Here is an 18645-nt window from a genome sequence, read left to right as displayed (position 1 = left end):
GCGGTTCAAAAGCGGGTCAGGCCGCGGCAGCGCCTTCAGGCCGGCCCGCGAGCAGGCGGCGCGCGTCGTAGTGCATGACGCAGCGCCCGTGCTGGTTGAACACGTCGATGCGCGAATCGACGATGGCGCGGTTGCCCTTCGACGTCGGGCGGATGCCGGTGACCTCGACCACGGCCTCGATGGCATCGCCGACAAGCACGGGCGCATGGATCTTCTGCACCAGCTCGAGCATGGCCAGGCCGGTGCCCTGGATCATGGTCTGCAGGATGAAGCCCTCGATGAGCGTGTAGGTGAGCGCGGCCGGCACGGGGCGGCCCGCGATGGCGCCGGCCTCGTACGCCGCGTCGATGAAGATCGCCTCGAGCATGCCGGTCACGCCGATGAAGTTGACGAGGTCGGTCTCGGTGATGGTGCGGCGAAAGGTGCGCATGCGCTGGCCGACGGCCAGGTCTTGCCAGACGAAGCCCTGGCCCAGGCGAGGCAGCGCGCGGTCTTGCGGCGACAGGGATGGAAGCGAACGGGGTGTGTCGGTCATTGCGGTGAGGTCTCCAGGAATCGGTCGATGCGTTCGGCGGGCCAGCCCGCCGCGGCGAGGCTTTCGCGCGTGTGTTCGCCCAGGCGCGGCGGCATGCGCACGGGCGGGCGCACGCCGTCGAACTTCACGCTCACGCCGGGGAAGCGCATGGCGCCCATGTGCGGGTCGTTCAGTTCGGTGAAGAAGCCGGTGGCGACCAGGTGCGGGTCACGCGGCAGGTCGTCCAGGCGGCTCACGGGCGCGGCCGGAATTTCGAGCCGCTCGCAGGTGGCGAGCCAGTGCGCGGTGCTGCCCGTGGCCACGAAGCCGCCGGCCAGTTCGAGCAGCTCGCCGATGTGCCGGGTACGCGCGGCCATGTCGGCAAAGCGCGGGTCGTCGGCCAGCGCGGGCTCCCCCACCTCGGCGAAGAAGCGGCGCCAGTGCGCGGAGGTGTACGGCATCATGCAGATGTGCCCGTCGGCCGTGCGCCACGGGCGGCGCCACGGCGTGAGCACGCGCGGGTAGCCGGCGTCGGCCAGCGGAGGCTCGAAGTGCCGGCCGTACAGGTGCTCGACGAGATTGAAGGCCACCATGGTCTCGAACATCGGGATCTCGACGAAGCAGCCGCGCCCGGTGCGCTCGCGCCGGAACAGCGCCGCAAGAATCGCCTGCGCACCGACCAGCGCACAGGTCTTGTCGGCCGCGATGGTGGGCAGGTAGCGCGCCTGGCCGCTTTGCTGCTCCATGAGCGCCGACAGACCCGACATGCCCTGGATGACGTCGTCGTACGCGGGCCGCCCGGCATACGGACCGCCCTGCGCAAAGCCGTGCAGCCCGGCATACACGAGGCGCGGAAAGCGCGCGGTGAGCGTGTCGGGGTCGATGCCCAGCGGCGCGAGTTTTTGCGGGCGCATGCTGTGCATGAAGACGTCGGCATCGGCCAGCAGCGCCATGAGTGCCTCGCGCGCCTCGGGGCGCTTGAGGTCGAGCACGACGCTCTTCTTGCTGTGGTTGCTGCCCAGGAACACGGCCGACATGCCGGGCTCGGCGGCGGGGCCGGTGCGGCGGGTGGAGTCGCCCTCGGGCGGCTCGATCTTGATCACGTCGGCGCCGTAGTCGGCCAAGGTCTGGCTGGCCAGCGGCCCGAACACCACGCTCGAAAGGTCGAGCACTTTCACGCCCTGAAGGGGAAGCATCGTTGGTCAGTCTCCTGGCGCCGATTCTGCGAAGCGCTGGCCATGCCGTCCAATATCAAATAAGCGCTCTGTGATACCGTTTGAAGATCATGGACATCCGCCAGCTGCGCCACTTCATCGCTCTTGCCGAGACGCTCAACTTCCATCGCGCGGCCGAGCGGCTGCACATGGCGCAGCCGCCGCTGTCGGCCTCGATCCGGCGGCTCGAGGAACAGGTGGGCGTGCCGCTGTTCCTGCGCAACCGGCGCGGCACCGAGCTGACGCCCGCGGGCACGGCGGCACTCGACGAGGCGCGCCGCACGGTGTTCCATGCCGAGCAGTTCACCAAGGTGGCGCAGGCGGCCTCGCGCGGCGAGGCGGGCCTGCTGCGCGTGGGCTTCGTGGGCTCGGCAACCTACGCGCTGATGCCGCGCGTGCTGCCGCGTTTTCGTGCGCGCTACCCGGGCGTGCAGCTGGTGCTGGGCGAATCGACCACCGCGCGCATCGTCGCCATGGTGGAAAACGGCGACGTCGACGTGGGGCTGGTGCGCTTTCCGATCGGGCGGGCCTGCAAGGCGCGCGTGTTCCCGGCCGAGCGCGACGTGTTCGTGGCCGCGTTGCCGGCCGGCCATGCGCTGGCGCGGCGGCGCCGGCTGGCGTTGTCGGACCTGGCCGCCGAGCCCTTCGTGATGTACGGCGCCATGGAAGTGCCGGGCCTGCACGCGGCGGCGCTGCTGGCCTGCCAGCAGGCGGGCTTCATTCCCGACGTGCAGCAGGAGGCGGTGCAGGTGCAGACGCTGATCAGCCTGGTCGAAAGCGGCCTGGGCGTGGCACTGGTGCCGTCGGTGGCGGCTCGGCACGTAGCGCGCAACGTGGTGTTCAAGCCGCTCGCGGGGCCGGGCGCGCAGACCGCCATCGGCATCGCGCTCGCCCTGCCGCCGGGCGCGCAGACCTCGGCGGCGCAGCGCTTCGCCGACAGCGTGCTCGAGCAGCCGGCCGACTGAGCCGGCCCGGCCCCTCCCCTCAAAAAACCTAGAGCCCGCGCGAGCGTCAGGGTCTGCCTTGGAATGGGCTCGTCTTCTATTTCGATATATCTAGAATAATCCAGATAGCTTCAAGAAAGACAACCCGATGCGCCACCCCCACCACGCCCCGCACCACCCTCACCACTGCCACGCCCCGCGCGGCGAACACGACGACGGCCTCTGGGGCGGCGGCCGCGGAATGCGCGGCGGACGCGGCGGCGGCGCGGGCCGGGTGTTCGGCCATGGGGGGTTGCGCTTCGTGCTGCTGCAGCTCATTGCCGACAAGCCCTCGCACGGCTACGAACTCATCAAGGCCATCGAAGAGCGCCTGGGCGGCACCTACGCGCCGAGCCCCGGCGTGGTCTACCCGACGCTCACGCTGCTGGAAGAGCTGGGCCAGCTGAGCGTGGAAACCGCCGACGTCGGCGGTCGCAAGCGCTACAGCATCACACCGGACGGCCAGGCGTTCCTGGCCGCCAACCGCGAGACGGCCGACGCCATGATGGCCCGCATGGCGGGCGGCGTGGACGGCGCCGGCCCGCGCGCCGGACGGCCGCCGCAAGTCACCCGCGCCATCGAGAACCTCAAGCTCGCGATGCGCCTGCGCCTCGGCGGCGCACCCCTCACCGAACAACAGGCCCACGAATTCGCCGCGGTGCTCGACAGCGCCGCACAACAGCTCGAACGCATTTGAATCCACCTGACATGACCGACTTCACCACCACCACTTCGTCTTCTTCCCACACGCCCGACCGCACGCCCCGCCGCGTGCGCCACGAACTGCGCTTTCGCCAGCTCACGGTGAAGACCGCGCAGCGCGTGACGCCGCACCTGATCCGCATCACGCTGACCGGCGAAGCGCTCCAAGGCTTCACGAGCCCCGGCTTCGACGACCACGCGAAGCTGTTCTTTCCCGATGCCGCCACCGGCCAGCTCACGCTGCCGACCGCCGGCCCCGACGGCCCCGTGTGGCCCGAGGGCGGCCGCCCCGCCATGCGCGACTACACGCCGCGCCGCCACGACGCGCAAGCCAACACGCTCGAGATCGATTTCGCGCTGCACGATGCCGGCCCCGCCACGCAATGGGCCGAGCAGGCCAGGCCCGGCGACATCGTCGGCGTGGGCGGCCCGCGCGGTTCGTTCATCGTGCCGACCGAATTCGACTGGCACCTGCTGATCGGCGACGACACCGCCCTGCCCGCGATCTCGCGCCGCCTGGCCGAGTTGCCGGCCGGCGCGCGCGTGGTGGTGCTGGCCGAAGTCGACAGCGCAGCCGACGAGATTCCGTTCGAGACGCAGGCCGATCTCACGCTGCGCTGGGTACACCGCCATGGCGCGGCGCCGGGGCTGAGCCCCGTGCTTGTCGACACGCTGAAGACGATCGAACTGCCGGCTGGCGACTTCCATGCGTGGGTCGGTTGCGAATCAGCGATTGCGAAGGCGCTGCGTGCGCACCTCGTGGGCGAGCGCGGTGCGAACCCGAAGTGGGTTCGGGCGTCGGGTTACTGGCGCCGCGGTGCGGCAGCGACGCACGACACCCACGACGAATAAAGAAGGCGCTATTGAGTCGCGAGACACCGCAGAACCGGCTTTGCCGGGCTGCAGGTGTCGCCCCCGGTAGGGGGTTGGAGAAGCGACACGAAGTGCGCGAAGCCTGGGGGCGAGCTTCGTGCTAAAGCCAGCCGACGCGGCGGAACCGGTAATACAGATACCCGCAGGTGCTGACGATCAACCCCAGCGCCATCGCGTAGCCATAGCGGAATTTCAGCTCCGGCATGTGCTCGAAGTTCATCCCCCAGATGCCCGCGAACGCGGTGCACACCGCGAAGATGCTGGCCCAGGCGGCCAGCCGCTTGGTCACTTCGCTCTCTTCGATGGTGACCATCGACAGGTTCACCTGCACCGCCGTGGCGATGGTGTCGCGCACCGCGTCGATCGAGCCGTTGATGCGCACCAGGTGGTCGCCCACGTCGCGGAAGTACTCCTGCGTGCCCACGCAGACCTGCGGCACGCGCCCGCCGTGCAGCTTGCCCGCCGCTTCCACCAATGGCGCCACCGCGCGCTTGAGAGTGAGGCTGCGGCGCTTCAGGTCGTACAGCTGTTTGATCTTGTCGCGCGCCGCGCCGCCCTGGGCAAAGATCTGCTGCTCGATGGATTCGAGTTCCACCTCGAGCGCGTCGATCACCGGAAAGTAGCGGTCGACCACCGCGTCCATCAGCGCGTAGAGCACGAAGCCCGCGCCGTTGCGCAGCAGGTCGGGCTCGCGCTCGCAGCGCTCGCGCACCCCCAGGAAACCCTGCTGGCTGCGGTTGCGCACCGACAGCACGTAGTTGCGACCGACGAACACGTTGACCTCGCCCACGTTCACGCTGTGCCCGCCCTCCCCCTCGGTGTCGGTCGAGGGCTCGACCAGGTGCATCACGACGAACAGCGAATCGCCGTACTCCTCGACCTTGGGCCGCTGGTGGCCGTGCTGGGCGTCCTCGACGGCCAGGGGGTGCAGGTCGAATTCGTCCTGCATCTGGGCCAGCTCTTCGGGCGTGGCGTCGCTCAATGCCACCCACACGAAACAGCCGCGCCGGGAGATGTACTCGCTGATGTCCTCGACGGGAATGTCGGCGAGCTTGGCACCGTTTTCATACGCCACGCAGTTGATCAGCATCGGGACGTTTCCCTCTTCGAACTTGGAACGGACTCAGGCGGCCGCGGCCAGGGCGGCCGTCTCGGCCAGCGAGGCCTCGATGGCCTGTGTCTCGCGCGCGAGCAGGGCCAATCCCGTGTCGGCGAAGGCGCGGTGGCTGGCCACGTCGGCCCACAGGCTCGCCGCGGCTTCGGCGCACGTCAGCGATGTGAAGCGGATGCGGCCCTTGGCCAGCGCGACGAAGCGCTGTTCGCGCAGCGGATCGGTGCGGTCCCAGGCGCCGCCAATGAGCACGCGCTTGCCGCGCTTGATGCGGGGCTCGCGCTCGGCGAAGAAGGGCAGCTTGGCGCTGACCCAGCCCGGCAGGCCGGTGTTCAGCGCGGCGTCGAAAGTGGACGGGCCGGCGTGCGCCTTGGCAAATTCGCGCAGCGTGCCGAGCTGGTAGAGCGCAGGCTCCTTGCCGCCGCCCGTGCCTTCCACGGGCCGGATCACGGACGGGCCGCTGGGGCCCGCGCCCGCGCGCCCTTCGGGCCGCTTCGGCTTGCGCAGGTCCGCGAGTTGGGCCGGCGACATGCACAGATACAGCGCCGCGAGTTCTGCGGGCAAGGTGGCGGTGTCCGGGAGCGCGTCCGCTGCAGGGCCTTTGATTTCTTCCGACGGGGCCATGGGCGCCTTTGTTCTTCACGCGGGGTTGCGCCAAAGGATTTTAGGAGGGGCCTGCGGGCCGCCGCCCGCGCTCGGCCCGTCCCCGATAATCGCCCGAGTGAAAACGACGACTGCCCACCCCGCCCCCTCCTCCAGCGACTTCGCAGGGCACACGCCCATGATGGCGCAATATCTGGGCCTCAAAGCCGACCATCCGGACACGCTGCTGTTCTACCGGATGGGCGATTTCTACGAACTGTTCTGGGCCGATGCCGAAAAGGCCGCACGCCTGCTCGACATCACGCTCACCCAGCGCGGCCAGTCGGCCGGGCAGCCGGTGCTGATGTGCGGCGTGCCCTTCCACTCGGTCGACACCTACCTGGCACGGCTCATCAAGCTGGGCGAATCCGTGGCCATCTGCGAGCAGGTGGGCGAGGTCGGCGCCAGCAAGGGGCCGGTCGAGCGCAAGGTGGTGCGGGTGGTCACGCCCGGCACGCTGACCGACTCGGAACTGCTCAACGACAAGAGCGATTCGCTGCTGCTCGCCGTGCATGCGGGCACGCGCAATTTCTGCGGCCTGGCCTGGCTCAGCGTGACGGGTGCCGAGTTGCGGCTGGCCGAGTGCCCCGCCGATGCGCTCGAAGCCTGGATCGCACGCATCGCGCCGAGCGAGCTGCTGTACAGCGCCGAGGTCACGCCCGCCTTCGAGCAGCGCCTGAAGGCCGCGCGCGCGGCCGTGCCGTTCACGCTGTCGCTTCGCCCGGCCTGGCAGTTCGACCCCGGCCTGGGCGAGCGCAAGCTCAGCGAGCAGATGGGCAGCCACAGCCTCGCCGCATGGAACGCCGAGGGCCTGGGCAACGCGCACGCCGCCGCCGCCGCGCTGCTGGGCTATGCCGAGCACACGCAGGGCCGCGCGCTGTCGCACGTGCAGCGGCTGTCGGTGGAGCGCGATGGCGACCTGATCGAGCTGCCGCCCACCACGCGCCGCAATCTCGAGCTGGTGCAGACGCTGCGCGGCGAAGATTCGCCCACGATGTTCTCGCTGCTCGACACCTGCATGACGGGCATGGGCAGCCGCCTGCTCAAGCGCTGGCTGCTCTCGCCGCGCCGCGACCGCAGCGAAGCGCAAGGCCGGCTCGACGCCATCGGTGCGCTGCAGTCCCCCGCGCCCGGCGCCACCGCCGCACCGTGGCGCACGCTGCGCGAGCAGCTCAAGAATACGAGCGACGTGGAACGCATCGCGGCACGCATTGCGCTGCGCCAGGTGCGCCCGCGCGAACTCGTGGCCTTGCAGCTTGCGCTGTCGAAGGCCGAGCAACTGGCGCCGCTGCTGCCGGGCGCGGCCGCGCTGCTGGCGCAGATCACAGAACGCCTGGCACCGCCGCCGGGCTGCGCCGACCTTCTGGTGCGCGCGATCAAGCCCGATCCGTCGGCGCTGGTGCGCGACGGCGGCGTGATCGCCACGGGCCACGACGCCGAACTCGACGAACTGCGCGAGATCAGCGAGAACTGCGACGACTTTTTGCTCAAGCTCGAGATCAGCGAGCGCGAGCGCACCGGCATCAGCAACCTGCGCGTGCAGTTCAACCGCGTGCACGGTTTCTACATCGAGGTGACGCAAAGCGCGCTTTCGAAGGTGCCCGACAACTACCGCCGCCGCCAGACGCTGAAGAACGCCGAGCGCTTCATCACGCCCGAGCTGAAGGCCTTCGAAGACAAGGCCCTGAGCGCGCAAGACCGCGCACTGGCGCGCGAGAAGTGGCTGTACGAGCAACTGCTCGACGCGCTGCAGCCCTCGGTGCCCGCGCTCACGCAGTTGGCCGGCGGCATCGCCGCGCTCGACGCGCTGTGCGCGCTGGCCGAGCGCTCGCACACGCTGAACTGGCGCGCGCCGACCTTCGTGTCGCACCCGTGCATCGAGATCCAGCAGGGCCGCCACCCGGTGGTGGAGGCGCGGCTGGCCGAGAAGTCGTCGGGCGGCTTCATCGCCAACGACACGCAGATGGGACCGCAGCAGCGCATGCAGATCATCACCGGCCCGAACATGGGCGGCAAGTCGACCTACATGCGGCAAGTGGCCATCGTCGTGCTGCTGGCATCCATCGGCTCGCACGTGCCGGCCACGGCCTGCCGGCTCGGACCGATCGACGCGATCCACACACGCATCGGCGCGGCCGACGACCTGGCCAACGCGCAGTCGACCTTCATGCTCGAGATGACCGAGGCCGCGCAGATCCTGCACAGCGCCACGGCGCAGTCGCTGGTGCTCATGGACGAAATCGGCCGCGGCACCAGCACTTTCGACGGCCTGGCGCTGGCGGCCGGCATTGCGGCGCAACTGCACGACCGCAGCAAGGCGTTCACGCTGTTCGCGACCCACTACTTCGAGCTCACCGAATTCCCGGCCACGCACCACGGCGCCGTGAACATGCACGTGAGCGCGACCGAGTCGGGCCGCGACATCGTGTTCCTGCACGAGATGCAGCCGGGTCCGGCCAGCAAGAGCTACGGCATCCAGGTGGCGCGCCTGGCCGGCATGCCCGCGGCGGTGGTCAACCATGCGCGGCAGGCGCTCGATGCGCTCGAATCGCAGCATGCGCAAACGCGTGCGCAGGTCGACCTGTTCGCGCCGCCGCCGGCCACCGAAACCGCCATGGTCAGCGCCGTAGAATCCGCGCTGGCTGCCCTCGACCCGGACGCCATGAGCCCGCGCGAAGCCCTCGACGCGCTCTATGCCCTCCAGAAACTGAACGCACGTGAACGCAGTACCGCATGAGCGGGCCCAGTTCCTGCAAGGCGAACCCATGACTTATTGCGTAGGCATCAAACTCAACGCCGGCCTGGTGTTTCTCTCCGACTCGCGCACGAACGCGGGCGTGGACCACATCAGCACCTTCCGCAAGATGATCGTCTACGAACAGCCTGGCGACCGCGTCATGGTGCTGCTGTCGTCGGGCAACCTGAGCATCTCGCAGTCGGTGCGCGAAATCCTGCAGATCGAAGAGCTGCGCGAAACGCGCGAAGACGGCACGCAGGGCGACCCCATCACCATCTGGAACGCCAGGAGCATGTTCGACGCCGCGCGCGTGCTGGGCTCGGCCGTGCGCCATGTGTACGACCGCGATGCCGAGGCGCTCAAGCACGCGGGCTTGGATTTCAACGTGTCGTTCATCTTCGGCGGGCAGGTCAAGGGCGAGGGCATGCGCCTGTTCCTGGTCTACGCGGCCGGCAACTTCATCGAAGCGACCACCGAGACGCCCTACTTCCAGGTGGGCGAATCGAAGTACGGCAAGCCCGTGCTCGACCGCGTGCTCACGCCCGAGACACCGCTGGACGAAGCCGCCAAGTGCGCGCTGGTGTCGATGGACTCGACCATGAAGTCGAACCTCTCGGTCGGCCTGCCGCTGGACCTGGTGGTGTACGAGGCCAACAAGCTCGAGACCGATCGCGTGATCTGCATCGACGCCGACAACCCCTACTACCGCATGATGCACAACAGCTGGGGCCAGAAGCTGCGCGAGGTGTTCGACAGCATCGAAGACCCCGTGTGGGACGACAGCCATACCGAGCACCCGCTGAAGATGCCCGCCACGCGCCACAGCCCGCTGCGCAAGATTTCCACGCCCGACGAAAAGCTCATCTGAACCCGTCCGTGCCTCCTGTCATCTTTTCGCACGGCAACAGCTTTCCGGCGAGCACCTACCGCGTCGTTCTCGACAGCCTTCGCAACCGGGGCTTCGAGGTCGATGCCATCGAGAAATTCGGGCACGACCCGAAATACCCCGTCACCGACAACTGGCCGCACCTGGTGCAGCAGCTGGCCGATTTCGCCAGGGTGCGCGCCGACCGCGCGGGCGGCCCGGTGTTCCTCATCGGCCATTCGCTGGGCGGCTTCCTGAGCCTGATGTGCGCGGCGCGCCACCCCGAGCTGGCGCGCGGCGTGCTGCTGATCGACTCGCCGATCCTCGGCGGCTGGCGCGCGAACACGCTCCACGTGGTCAAGCGCACGCCGCTCATGAAGAGCTTGTCGCCCGGCGCCACGAGCCGCAAGCGCCGCAACAGCTGGGAGCATCGCGAGGCGGTGTTCGCGCACTTTCGCAGCAAGAAGGCGTTCGCGAAGTGGGACGAGCAGGTGCTGCACGACTACATCGACCACGGCACCTTCGACAGCGAGGACACGCGCGCCCTGAGCTTCGACCGCGACGTGGAAACCGCGATCTACAACACCCTGCCCCACACCCTGGGCGCGCTGCTGCGCCGCCATCCGCTCAAGTGCAAGGCGGCCTTCATTGGCGGGCGCCAGTCGGTCGAGATGAAGCAGGTGGGCATGGCGATGACCGAGCAGGTCACCAAGGGCCGCATCACGATGCTCGACGGCACCCACCTGTTTCCGATGGAAAAGCCGCTGGCCACGGCGGCAGCCATCGAAGCTTCGCTGCGCAACCTGATGGGCTGATCGAACAGAAATATTCTGGAACAATCTCCACGATCTGCAGAACGACCTGCTGGCCTTGCCGTCGAACGGAACCCCGCGCCCCATGACCATTTCTCAATCGGAAACCGTTGAAACCGTTTCCTTGAGCCGGTCGCTGGTGGTCGAAGACGACCCGGCGATGTGCGAACGCCTGGGCCACGTGCTGAACACGCTCGGCAACGACGGGCCGCAAATTGCCTGGGCCGACAGCATTGCCACGGCCAAGGAACTGCTCGACGCGCAGAGCTTCGGCATCGCCCTGGTCGACATCGGCCTGCCGGACGGCAGCGGGGTCGAGCTGATCGGCTGGATGCAGGCGCGGCACCCCAAGGTGCCTGCGGTGGTGATCTCGGCCTTTCGGACCGAGGAAGTCATCTTCGCGGCGCTGCGTGCCGGCGCCATCGGCTACCTGCTGAAGGAGCGCGACGACCTCGAATTGGGCGTTGCGCTGCGCAGTATCGAGCAGGGCGGCTCGCCAATCGATCCGGCCATCGCGCGCCATATCCTCGGCTGGCTTGCGGCACAGCGAGTTTCACCACCCGCCGTGCCGGCGGCCAATGCGCCCGCTGCGCTGCCCGTCGCGCTGACCCCGCGAGAGCGAAAGATCCTCGAACTCGTGGCGCAGGGGCTGAGCAACCGCAACATGGCCGAATCGCTCTCGATCTCCCGGCTGACCGTGGAATGCCACACCAAGAACATCTACCGCAAGCTGGCCGTCGGCTCGCGCACAGAAGCCGTCTATCAGGCCCGAAGGCACGGCTTGCTGAACTGAACGGTGCTTGTGTCCTTGCTGCCTGCGCGCCTCACCATGAATAGCCCGCCTGCATGCGAGCGGCAATGCGGTTGCTGCTGCCGCCGCTGGTTGCAGTAGAGACGCCCAACCCCAGGTTCAGGTGGTCATTGACCTGGTAGCCGAAAGCAAAGCCGATGGCCGATGCGCCGGCGTAGTTGCCCACGGCGGCACCCATCCATTTCCTGCCCGCCGGCAAGGCCGGCATCGACGGCATGGCCAGTGCCGATGCCACGCCCTTTGCGGCAAAGGCATTCGCCTGGCTGGTCGCATTGCTCACCGCCTGCTGCAGCTGGTTGACGTTGACTGCATCGGTGCCCAGCAGGCCCGGAGCGACATTCGCAATGCCGCGCAACTGCCCGGTGGCCGCGTTGCCCACCGACACGGTGTTGTCGCGGTCCGCCACCGACCCCTGGCCCAATGCGACGGCGTTGCTGCCCGAGGCCAGCGTGTTGGCGCCCAGCGCCACGGCGTTGTTGCCGGTGGCCACCGCGTTGTTGCCCACGGCCGTGGTGGGATCGGCCAGCGCCCTGGCGCCGGCGCCGATGGCCACCGAGCCGGCATGGTGGGCTTCGGCGCCGCTGCCCACCGCGGTGGTGCCCTCGCCGTCGGCAATGGCATGGGTACCCAGCGCCGTGGCACCCGCACCGGTGGCCTTGCTGCCCGTGCCGCAGGTCACGCTGCCCCCGCTGAAGCTGCACAGGCCATTGGCAAGGGCCTGGTTCATGACGCTCTGCAGCGCGGTCACCTGCTGCATCGTGAAGCTGTTGGAGGCCGTGACAGCGCCTTGTTCCGCCTGCTGGACCTGTCCGACGTTGGCGGCATCCGTTGCGGCCGTGCCGGCGCGCACGTTGCTGAGCGTGGTTCCAGCGCCGCCGTTGGCATTCAGGCTGACGGTCGCGCCACCCGGGCCATACTGGACCGAGTTGTTCGCCACACCCAGGGCGGTGTTCGCCGTGCCCTGGGCAGTCGCCGCGGCAGCCTGGGCGCCATTGGCCGTGCCCTGGGCAGTCGCCGCGGCAGCCTGGGCGCCATTGGCCGTGGTCTGGGCCGTGCCCGCGTTGGCGAGCGCGGTGTTCGCCGTGCCTTGGGCGGCAACAGCCGCTGTCTGGGCTCCGTTCGCCATGGCGTGTGCCGTGCCTGCATTGGCAAGCGCAGTGTTCGCCGTGCCCTCGGCTGCCGCCGCAGCGGCCTGGGCAAGACCCGCCATGGCCGTTGCGCCGCTGGCGGTTGCCAGAGCGGTGTCGGCGGTCTCTCGCACCGAGTACAGCTGGCCGCCGTTGACGGCGTCGGTGCTCGTGGCGGTCACCGATCCCGCACTGACGTTGACCAGGCCGCGCGTTTGGCCGGTGGACCCGAAGGAGACGGTGTTGGCTGCCGTGGCCACGGAGTTCGAGCCAATGGCCACGCTGCCGTTCGCTCCGCTCACCACCTGGCTGCCGGCGCCGAGCGCCACGCTGCCCGTGGCCAATGCGGCCGCGCCCGAAACCCCGTTGCCTGCACCGCCGATCGCGGTGCTGCCATTCCCGGATGCCACGGCGCCGGCCCGGGTGCCAGAGGCGCTTCCGATGGCGATCGCGGCCTCCCCCGTGGCCTGCGCGCCGTTGCCGCCTGGCTGCTGGACGCTCCCACAGCAGCCCTCACCGCCCGTGCCGCCTGCACCGACGGCGATGGCGCCTCCAGCCGAAGCCTGGGCGCCGCGCCCGCCGGCACCGCCCGTGCCGCCCGCACTACCCTCGCCACCGCCACCTCCGCTGCCAATGGCTGTCGCGCCTGCTGCGGTGGCGCCTGCCCCGGTACCGCCCGCGCCGCCTATGCCACTTGCAAGACCTGCACCGCCGCTGCCGCCGCCGCCAATCCCCGTCGCACCGCCTGCAGTTGCGCGGGCCCCCGCCCCGCCCGCACCGCCGGTGCCGCCAGCAACGCCCATGCCGCCATCACCGCCCGCACCAAGTGCGGCGGCCCCGTCTCCCGAGACAACGGCCGCGGTGCCGCCGGCCCCTCCGGTCCCACCGGAATTCGCCGGGCCGCCTCCGCCTGCGACGCCATCGACCAGCCCCGCCGCGCAGGCGCTTCCCCCGACCAGCAGCGCAACCACCGGCAGATGCCGAAAGGCGCGCGCCATCCGCTCTTTTCTGGTGGATGCCTTGTGCGCACTTTCGCGGACGCCGTGTGCATGGGTTCGTGTGGGCATGGACTTCTTTCTTGAAAGCAAATAAAACAAGTAAGACGAAGTGTGTCTTTCCCGTCTCGGCCAAACCATCCCCGAAAGCTGGTAAATGCCCCACGAAGAATCTCCGCCGCCGGCTGACCGCCGACTCGCGCGCCCTGGCCTTGCGGCATGGCTTGCTGTACGGATCGGCGCCTGCCTCCTCCTCCTCCTCCTTCTCGCCGCGGCCGGCATGGCACGGGCGCAGTCCATCCCTGAATTCCATGTCGAAGCCGTGCGCGGCACGGGCTGGGACGACACCACCCCGCCGGCCGATGGCTGGACGCCCGTCGCCCTGCCCGACAGCTGGGCCGCGCGCTGGCCGGGCTTCGACGGCGTGGTCTGGTACCGGTTGACCTGGGACCAGCCCGCGCAGGTCGGCGAGGCCGGCCTGCTGCTGCACTACCTCAACATGGCCGGCGCGGTGTCGCTCAACGGCACCCCGATCTGGCGCGACCCAAGCCTGGTCGAACCGCTGACCCGTGCCTGGAACAGCCCGCGCTACTGGCTGCTGTCGCCGCCGTTGCTGCAGGCGGGCCGCAACACGCTGCTGATACGCGTCTCGGGCCTGTCCGCCTACCAGGCCGGCCTCGGCCCGGTCAGCCTTGGCACACCCGCGGCCATGCAGGCGGACTACGAGCAGGAGCAGCTCTTGCGCCGCGATCTACAGATGCTTGGCCTCGCGGTGAGCGCCGCGGTCTCGGCCTTCTTCGCCGCGCTGTGGATATTGCGCCGGCGCGAGACGGCCTACGGTTGGTTCGCGCTGATGTCGGTGCTGTGGCTCCTGTTCGGCTACAACCAGATCGCCACCAGCCCCTGGCCGTTTGCGAGCAACCACCGCTGGCAGGCGTTGAACACCTCGCTGCTGCTGCTCTTCAGCGTCTCCTACGCGGTCTTCGCGCTGCGCTTCTGCGAGCGGCGCATGCCGCGGCTGGAGGGCCTTGCGCTGCTGGTCGCGGTGACCGGCGTGCTCGACCTGTGGCTCGCCGGGCCCGCCAACCTGCTCACCCATCGCGCCGCCTGGACGCTGGTGGGCGGCCTCACGATCATTGCGGTGAACAGCGCCGCGCTGACCCATGCCTTGCGCTATCGCCACAGCCCGATGCGCTCGCTCGCGCCCTTCATGGCACTGTCGGCGGCAACGGGCGCGCACGACCTGCTGGTGTTCACGCAAGTGATCGACAGCAACATCTACTACACGACGATGTCCTCCTATGGGCTGCTGCTGGGCATGGCGCTGACCCAGGCCGGGCGCTTCGTGCAGAGCCTGAAGCGCATCGAGAACTTCAACACCGAGCTGATCGAGGAAGTGAATGCGGCCAAGGCCGAACTGGCCGTCACGCTTGCGCAGCGGCATGCACTCGAACTGGCGCACGCGCGCATCGGCGAGCGCGTCAACCTTGCCAGCGACCTGCACGACGGGCTTGGCGGCATGCTGGTCGGCAGCATCGCAACGCTCGAACGCAAACCCGAGAAACTCTCCGCGCCCGAATTGCTTGCCATGCTCAAGCGCCTGCGCGACGACCTGCGGCTGATCATCGAGGCCACCGGCCACCATGACGGCACGCAGGCCTTCGGCGAACTGCTCGTGCCCCTGCGGCACCGCACCTCGCAGCTGCTCGACGCCAACGGCATCGACTGCCGCTGGCAGGTGTCGAACATCGAGGCGCTCGAACTCCCTCCCTCGCAGAGCCTGGACCTGCTTCGCTTCCTGCAAGAGGCACTGACCAACGTGCTCAAGCACAGCGCGAGCCGCCGCGTGGACGTGGCGGTGACGCGCGCCGGGGCCGAACTGCAGCTCAGCGTGCGCGACGACGGCCGCGGCTTCGTGGTGGAAGGAGCCGACAAAGGGACCGGCGCCGGCCTTCGCAGCCTGCGCGCACGCGCGCGTCGCCTGGGGGCCGACCTGCAGCTGCAGTCGCGGCCCGGCCAGACGCAACTGGCGCTGCGCATGCCGCTCGCGCCCGTTGCCTGAGCGCCTGCGCCACCTCGGTCGAGCCAACTGCGCAAGGCCCTGCCTGAGGCATGGACAACCCGCGGGACACAAATGTGATTTACGGCGGCATTCGTACAAAATAAGCCGAAACGTCCCAATACTCCGGCCACCGTCCCAGAATGCCGCCCAAATGTTCTCTTCGGAAGCCCTCGAAGCCGTCTCCCTGAGCCCGACGCTCGTGGTCGAAAACGACACGGCAATGCAGGAACGTTTGCGCTACATCCTGTCGACCCTCGGATGCGACGAGCCGCAAATCACCTGGACCGGCAATGGCGAGGCGGTCATGCAATTGCTCGACAGGCCGAGCTTCGGCGTCGTGCTGGTGGACATCGGCCTGCCCAGCGACAGCGGCATCGAACTCATCGAGTGGCTGCAGGCGCACCACCCGCAAATGCCGGCCGTGGCCATTTCCGCCTCCCGCAGCGAAGAGGCCATTTTTTTGGCGCTTCGTGCCGGCGCGGTGGCCTACCTCCTGAAGGAGCGCGACGACCTCGAACTGAGCATCGGGCTGCGCAGCATCGAGCAGGGCGGCGCCATGATCGATCCGGCGATCGCGCGGCGCATCCTTGCCTGGCATGCCGGGCGCGCTGGGCACGTGGGCGATCCGGGCTCGAGTTCCGACGCGGCGCTGACGCCGCAGGAACGCAAGACGCTCGAACTCGTGGTGCAGGGCTTCGGCCATCGCGACATCGCCGAAGCGCTGGTCATGCCCCGGTTGGCGGTGGAATGGCGCATCAAGGGCATCTACAGAAAGCTCGCGCTCGGCTCGCGTGTCGAGGCGTCGCACATGGCCGGCGGGCATGCGCTGCTGCGCTGACCGCCGCTAGAGTTCGAGCACCAACCGCCCTTCGCACGCGCGAGAACAGCAAGCCATCATCTTCGTGTTCGCATCGCGCTCGCTGCGCGTGAGCACCACGTCGCGATGATCGACCTTGCCGGCCAGCACGCGCACTTCGCACGAACCGCACAGGCCTTCCTCGCAGTCGCTTTGCACATCGACGTTGGCCGCGCGCAGGGCCGTCAGCAAGGTCTGGTCGGGCGGCACGGTGATCACGAGGCCGGAGTCTTTCAGCTCCACCTCGAAGGCGTGTTCCTTCGACGGGTCGAGCGTGGCGAGCGTCGATTCGAAGTGCTCGACGCGCAGCGCGCCTTCGGGCCACGCGGCGCAGCAGTCTTCGAGCGCTTCGAGCATGCGCAGCGGGCCGCAGGCGTACACCTGCGCGCCGGGCACGGGTGTGGCCAACAGCGCGCGCAGGTCGTTGCGACGGCCTTCGTCGGCCGCATGCACGTGCAGGCGTTCGCCGTGCAGCGCGGCAAGCTCGTCGACGAAGGCCATGCTCGCGCGGCTGCGGCCGCTGTAGTGCAGTTCGTAGTCCATGCCCAGCGCCTTCGCGCGCCGCGCCATCGCGCTCACGGGCGTGATGCCGATGCCGCCGGCAATGAAGATCGCCTTCGCGAGCGACTCGTCGAGCCGGAAGTGGTTGCGCGGGCCGCGGATGCGCAGGCGCTCGCCGACCTTCACGTTCGCATGCACCCAGGCCGAACCGCCGCGGCCCTCGGGCTCGTGCAGCACGGCGATCTCCAGCGCGTGAACTTCGTCGGGGTCGCCGCACAGCGAGTACTGCCGCGACAGCTCGGGCGTGCCGCATTCGACGTCAATGTGCGAGCCCGGCGTCCAGCGCGGCAGCGGCTTGCCGTCGGGCGACACCAGGCGCAGGCGCACGATGCCGTCGGCCACCGGCGTCACGCGTTCGACCACCACGGGCCGCGCGATGGCGTGCGCCGACGGCTCGCCGATGCGCACCGGCACCTGCACGTCGCGCAGGCCGGCGTTGGCGCGCTCCGGGTTGGCGCGCGGGTCCCACTCGACCCACAGGTGCTCGGGGCCGCGGAACGAGGTGTTCGGCACGTAGCTGAAGCGTTGCGCCGACAGGCGCATGTGCGGCAGCCGGCGCGTGAACTCCTCCAGGAAGATCTGCATCTCCATGCGCGCCAGGTTCTTGCCCATGCACTGGTGCGAGCCGTAGCCGAAGGTCAGGTGGTCGCTGGCGTTGTCGCGGCGGATATCGAACAGGTCGGCATCGGCGAAGTGGCCTTCGTCGTGGTTGGCCGACGAAGTGACGATCAGCAGGCGCGAGCCCGCCGGCAGGTCGACGCCGCCGACCTGCGTGTCCTTGGTGACGAGCCGGCGCCACGCGGCCACCGAGCCGTTGTGGCGCAGGCACTCCTCCACCGCGTTGGGGATCAGGCCCGGGTCGTCGCACAGCTCCTGCCACACCTGCGGATGCTGCAGCAGCAGCTTCACCGCGTTGGCGGTGGCGTTGGCGGTGGTCTCGTGCGCGGCCACGATGCCGGCCATCATCATCGAGTGCAGGTACGAGTCGGTGACGACCTCGGGGTGCTGCATCTGCTTGCGGATGCCGTACTGCATCCAGCCCGGTGCGTCGGGGTCCTGGCGCATCTTGTCGAGCACCTTGCCGGCGTACTGCCAGAAGTTGCCGACGGCATGCGCCACGGCCACCTGCTCCTCGGGCTTGGGGCGGCCCCAGGTGTTGACGGTGTGCGCGATGGAGTATTTGCGCAGCGTGTCCATGTCCTCCTCGGGCACACCGAGGAAGTGCAGCGCCACGGTGAGCGGAATCTCCCACAGCATCTGGTCGACCAGGTCCGCCTTGCCGTCGTCGATGAAGCGGTCGACATAGCTGCGCGCGAGTTCGCGCACCAGCGGCTCGTGGTGCTTCAGCGCCTCGGGCGTGAACGGGTCCATGAGCGCGCGGCGGCGCGGCATGTGGGCCGGCTCGTCCTCGTTCACCAGCGTGCGGTTGAGCGCGAAGCCGTAGCTTGCGAGCACGGCGTTGGCTTCTTCGCCGGTGGGCGTGATCTTCTCCAGCGCGTTCGACGGGCTGAAGGTGAGGTTGTCGCGGAACACCGCCTTGATGTCGTCGTAGCGCGTGATCACCCAGTAGCCCAGCTTGGGGCTGTAGAAGATCGGCTCCTGCTCGCGGGCCCAGCGCACGTACTCGGGCGGGTCCTGCTGGTAGCCGTCTTCGAAGGGATCGAACTCGGCGGCGCGCTGGCTCACGGGGCAGCCGGTGGGCGTGCGCTGCGCAGAGAGCGCCCCGTGCGCGACGGGGCAGCCAGAGGTGCGAGAAGGCATGGCGGTGTCGGACATGGCT

The 18645-nt window shown here is 69.1% G+C and carries 15 protein-coding genes; 9 read left to right on the top strand and 6 right to left on the bottom strand.

Annotated features, from left to right (window positions below; genetic code table 11):
- Positions 1-16: 16 nt before the first annotated feature.
- Entirely contained in the window at positions 17-535 is a 519-nt protein-coding gene (locus ASD34_RS16125) for a MaoC family dehydratase (RefSeq protein WP_056579440.1), read from the bottom strand.
- A complete protein-coding gene (locus ASD34_RS16120) occupies positions 532-1710 on the bottom strand; it encodes a CaiB/BaiF CoA transferase family protein (protein WP_056579438.1) in 1179 nt (392 codons plus the stop codon). The genes ASD34_RS16125 and ASD34_RS16120 overlap by 4 nt, the downstream gene beginning before the upstream one ends.
- Positions 1711-1799: 89 nt before the next feature.
- Here ASD34_RS16120 and ASD34_RS16115 point away from each other — a divergent pair, with 89 nt between their 5' ends.
- The 3 genes from ASD34_RS16115 to ASD34_RS16105 all read left to right on the top strand — a co-directional run bounded on the left by ASD34_RS16115 (position 1800) and on the right by ASD34_RS16105 (position 4265).
- Complete coding sequence (locus ASD34_RS16115; protein ID WP_056582410.1) at positions 1800-2693, top strand: LysR family transcriptional regulator; 894 nt, start codon at positions 1800-1802, stop codon at positions 2691-2693.
- Between the two features lie 127 nt (positions 2694-2820).
- Positions 2821-3408: a PadR family transcriptional regulator gene (locus ASD34_RS16110; protein WP_056579436.1), complete on the top strand. Its 588-nt coding sequence runs from the start codon at positions 2821-2823 to the stop codon at positions 3406-3408.
- Positions 3409-3419: 11 nt separating this feature from the next.
- A complete protein-coding gene (locus ASD34_RS16105) occupies positions 3420-4265 on the top strand; it encodes a siderophore-interacting protein (protein WP_056579433.1) in 846 nt (281 codons plus the stop codon).
- A 121-nt stretch (positions 4266-4386) separates the two neighbouring features.
- Here ASD34_RS16105 and ASD34_RS16100 read toward each other — a convergent pair whose 3' ends face one another.
- Both ASD34_RS16100 and ASD34_RS16095 read right to left on the bottom strand, forming a co-directional pair.
- Positions 4387-5376, bottom strand: coding sequence for a magnesium and cobalt transport protein CorA (locus ASD34_RS16100; RefSeq protein ID WP_056579431.1), 990 nt, complete (start codon positions 5374-5376; stop codon positions 4387-4389).
- 33 nt (positions 5377-5409) lie between these two features.
- Positions 5410-5961 carry a hypothetical protein gene (locus ASD34_RS16095; RefSeq protein ID WP_235510093.1) on the bottom strand — a complete coding sequence of 184 codons (552 nt, stop codon included), beginning with the start codon at positions 5959-5961 and terminating at the stop codon, positions 5410-5412.
- A 217-nt stretch (positions 5962-6178) separates the two neighbouring features.
- On the opposite strand from ASD34_RS16095, the gene mutS reads away from it, so the two are divergent.
- The 4 genes from mutS (at position 6179) to ASD34_RS16075 (ending at position 11246) form a co-directional block, all read left to right on the top strand.
- Complete coding sequence (mutS, locus tag ASD34_RS16090; protein WP_235510092.1) at positions 6179-8776, top strand: DNA mismatch repair protein MutS; 2598 nt, start codon at positions 6179-6181, stop codon at positions 8774-8776.
- A 28-nt stretch (positions 8777-8804) separates the two neighbouring features.
- Positions 8805-9644 (top strand): proteasome-type protease, encoded by an 840-nt coding sequence (locus ASD34_RS16085; protein ID WP_056579423.1) that lies wholly within the window; start codon positions 8805-8807, stop codon positions 9642-9644.
- Positions 9645-9652: 8 nt separating this feature from the next.
- Entirely contained in the window at positions 9653-10456 is an 804-nt protein-coding gene (locus ASD34_RS16080; protein ID WP_056579421.1) for an alpha/beta fold hydrolase, read from the top strand.
- A gap of 82 nt (positions 10457-10538) precedes the next feature.
- On the top strand, positions 10539-11246 hold the full coding sequence (locus ASD34_RS16075) for a response regulator transcription factor (protein ID WP_056579419.1): 708 nt from the start codon (positions 10539-10541) through the stop codon (positions 11244-11246).
- A gap of 31 nt (positions 11247-11277) precedes the next feature.
- Here ASD34_RS16075 and ASD34_RS16070 read toward each other — a convergent pair whose 3' ends face one another.
- Positions 11278-12801, bottom strand: coding sequence for a YadA family autotransporter adhesin (locus ASD34_RS16070; protein ID WP_235510091.1), 1524 nt, complete (start codon positions 12799-12801; stop codon positions 11278-11280).
- An 865-nt stretch (positions 12802-13666) separates the two neighbouring features.
- Here ASD34_RS16070 and ASD34_RS16065 point away from each other — a divergent pair.
- Together ASD34_RS16065 and ASD34_RS16060 are read left to right on the top strand one after the other, a co-directional pair.
- A complete protein-coding gene (locus ASD34_RS16065; protein ID WP_235510090.1) occupies positions 13667-15448 on the top strand; it encodes an ATP-binding protein in 1782 nt (593 codons plus the stop codon).
- Between the two features lie 151 nt (positions 15449-15599).
- Entirely contained in the window at positions 15600-16286 is a 687-nt protein-coding gene (locus ASD34_RS16060) for a response regulator transcription factor (RefSeq protein WP_056579415.1), read from the top strand.
- A 6-nt stretch (positions 16287-16292) separates the two neighbouring features.
- Here the strand turns inward: ASD34_RS16060 and ASD34_RS16055 are convergent, their stop codons facing one another.
- Positions 16293-18641: a cytochrome P450/oxidoreductase gene (locus ASD34_RS16055; RefSeq protein WP_056579414.1), complete on the bottom strand. Its 2349-nt coding sequence runs from the start codon at positions 18639-18641 to the stop codon at positions 16293-16295.
- Positions 18642-18645 lie beyond the last annotated feature (4 nt).

It is taken from the genome of Variovorax sp. Root473, assembly GCF_001426505.1.
GTDB lineage: Bacteria > Pseudomonadota > Gammaproteobacteria > Burkholderiales > Burkholderiaceae_C > Variovorax.
The sequence above is the reverse complement of the archived record's forward strand: the minus strand, read 5'-3'. Positions and strand labels throughout refer to the sequence as shown.

What these genes read in the sequence shown, in the direction of transcription:
- ASD34_RS16125 (WP_056579440.1), bottom strand. Translation starts at nt 535, where the DNA reads ATGACCGACACACCCCGTTCGCTTCCATCCCTGTCGCCGCAAGACCGC.
- ASD34_RS16120 (WP_056579438.1), bottom strand. Translation starts at nt 1,710, where the DNA reads ATGCTTCCCCTTCAGGGCGTGAAAGTGCTCGACCTTTCGAGCGTGGTG.
- ASD34_RS16115 (WP_056582410.1), top strand. Translation starts at nt 1,800, where the DNA reads ATGGACATCCGCCAGCTGCGCCACTTCATCGCTCTTGCCGAGACGCTC.
- ASD34_RS16110 (WP_056579436.1), top strand. Translation starts at nt 2,821, where the DNA reads ATGCGCCACCCCCACCACGCCCCGCACCACCCTCACCACTGCCACGCC.
- ASD34_RS16105 (WP_056579433.1), top strand. Translation starts at nt 3,420, where the DNA reads ATGACCGACTTCACCACCACCACTTCGTCTTCTTCCCACACGCCCGAC.
- ASD34_RS16100 (WP_056579431.1), bottom strand. Translation starts at nt 5,376, where the DNA reads ATGCTGATCAACTGCGTGGCGTATGAAAACGGTGCCAAGCTCGCCGAC.
- mutS (WP_235510092.1), top strand. Translation starts at nt 6,179, where the DNA reads ATGATGGCGCAATATCTGGGCCTCAAAGCCGACCATCCGGACACGCTG.
- ASD34_RS16085 (WP_056579423.1), top strand. Translation starts at nt 8,805, where the DNA reads ATGACTTATTGCGTAGGCATCAAACTCAACGCCGGCCTGGTGTTTCTC.
- ASD34_RS16075 (WP_056579419.1), top strand. Translation starts at nt 10,539, where the DNA reads ATGACCATTTCTCAATCGGAAACCGTTGAAACCGTTTCCTTGAGCCGG.
- ASD34_RS16065 (WP_235510090.1), top strand. Translation starts at nt 13,667, where the DNA reads ATGGCACGGGCGCAGTCCATCCCTGAATTCCATGTCGAAGCCGTGCGC.
- ASD34_RS16060 (WP_056579415.1), top strand. Translation starts at nt 15,600, where the DNA reads ATGTTCTCTTCGGAAGCCCTCGAAGCCGTCTCCCTGAGCCCGACGCTC.
- ASD34_RS16055 (WP_056579414.1), bottom strand. Translation starts at nt 18,641, where the DNA reads ATGTCCGACACCGCCATGCCTTCTCGCACCTCTGGCTGCCCCGTCGCG.